Origin of the sequence: Vibrio sp. V19_P1S1T109 (assembly GCF_002241375.1) — a bacterium.
In the GTDB taxonomy this organism is placed as follows: Bacteria; Pseudomonadota; Gammaproteobacteria; order Enterobacterales; family Vibrionaceae; genus Vibrio; species Vibrio anguillarum.
Window position 1 is genome coordinate 11,169 of the sequence record NZ_NDIM01000166.1, and the last position, 1,985, is coordinate 13,153.

Here is a 1,985-nt window from a genome sequence, read left to right on the forward strand (position 1 = left end):
CGCCACCAAAAAAATCCACGACTCTCTTCTGCGTCGACGGCTGAAGATGTGAATAGGAAACAATTACAATTTGGTAAACCGCCGCAATATAGGGGTGGTGGCAAGCCCAATGTTGAGGCCCAATTGCGGGGCACCATCCATGGCGGTAATTATTTGCAGGTTTTTTCCCCCGCCGCCACTGCCGCCATGAACCACAACTTGAGCTAAATCTGTACCTTCTTTGGTATACACCCCGACGTTGGTGTGTGCGGTAATGTGGTTGTAGCGGCGGTTGTATTGCTGCGAATAACCCGCACTACTCTCAATGCCGACGTTGGCGTTGTTAACACCTGTAGAGACCAACGCTTTACCGATCGCTTCACGCATATCGCCGCTGTGCCAACCACCCGTACTCGCACTCTTATCGGTGTACACCACACCATTTGGCATAGTGACAACAGGAAAATAAGCAGGAGTGTAGTCAGCCATCACCAATTTAGACGCGGGTATTTTTTGGAAATAATCCGCGGCCAAAGTTGGAAGATTTTGAATCATCGTATTGTGGTTACGCGGTTGAGTCAGCATGCCCATGTCGATATTTTGAATCACCAACTCAGGCGCACCACCAAACTGGATGTCTCCTTGGCTGAGTACACCTTCACGGCCTAAGTTGTCGGTCAAGCGCAGTGAGAGCTCCGGCTTCATCCAGTTCCATTGCAGCGGTAGTGACCAAGCGTGATGAGAGAACACCACCTTCATACGACCATTGTCCGGCTGATCCGAGGCTGCTAATGCACTAGGTGGTAGCATTAATGCGCTGTGAACTAATTCTCCATCGAGGAACACTTCTGCGCGAACTTGGTTAATTTCTTCCCCTTGTTGCGGGGTAAACAGCAGCATCGCTTCACGGTTCATGATCACGTCCAAATGACCTTGACCAGTTAACTCATTGCTATTCGGCGCGACTGATGTATGGGTTTGAGTAATGCCCAACCCACCCTCTAAACTGCCTTGCAAATGGTTCGGGGTTGGGATTTCATCGGCAAAACCGACTCGAGCATCTTGAGTAGTAAAGCGCACTACCTTGGGCTCAGCACAATCCACTGGATTACACGAGTTCAACACCATCTCATATGATGTGCTTGGCTTAAGGTCACCGATAAAAAAGCCCGCAGAAACCGAATCATAGCGGCGAACATCCTTCGCATCACTCAAATTGGTTAAGGTGAGCTGAGTCTTATCGGCTTCATTTTGCCCAAGCCAGTCAAATGACACACCGACATCAGACAGGCTCGAGACGGTTAACGAGGTAATCTCTGGCTTCACTAACGCACCACAATCAGAGGTTTCGGTACGATAGATGACATCACGTTGCCAGATGTAGCTACCATCGGCGCGCTTAGACCCGTGTGCCGCAGGAATGTATTCCACAAAGCAGCCTTGCTCGTCCGATTCGTAAACACCAAATTCGCGGCTCATCAGATAAAAACCGCCGTCGTACACCATGAATTCCCAACTCTGATCGACAAAATCGATCACATTGCGATAAGGCGTATCATCGCCACTTTGATAAGGTATAAAGGGGAATTGCAGATCATTTTTGTAACTAAGCCGATAATCGAAGCCTTTATAGTGGATCCAACGCTCACCGTTGCGTTCAAACACCCCTTCTCCACGTTCGGCGGTCGCTTTAATCGATTCTAACCGCTCGACGATTTTTTCCCCGATCTGGATCAAGGTGAGCTCATTTTGCGCCCAAACGGGTGTGCTTCCCAGTAGCCCTGCTACCAGAAGCGTTAATGGTTTCTTATTCATCATTGGATTGCTCATTTTAGTTTATAGTGACGTGCCTGAATTTCAGCAGCAGCAACCCACGAAATCTGCGCTGGTTAAGCAACAATCGATTCCGGATATAGACAACTGGGTTACCGATTCATTATTAGTTACCTAATTTCATTTCGATAGAATCACTATGTCCGTAACGAGATAAGGGTTCCAACCCAATG

General features: G+C 48.5%; 1 pseudogene. It reads right to left on the minus strand.

Annotation, left to right across the window (positions count from 1 at the left end):
• Nucleotides 1-163 precede the first annotated feature (163 nt).
• A pseudogene (locus tag B9J87_RS07890) lies at nt 164-1,794 on the minus strand (M66 family metalloprotease); the annotation flags it as partial.
• Nucleotides 1,795-1,985: the final 191 nt, after the last annotated feature.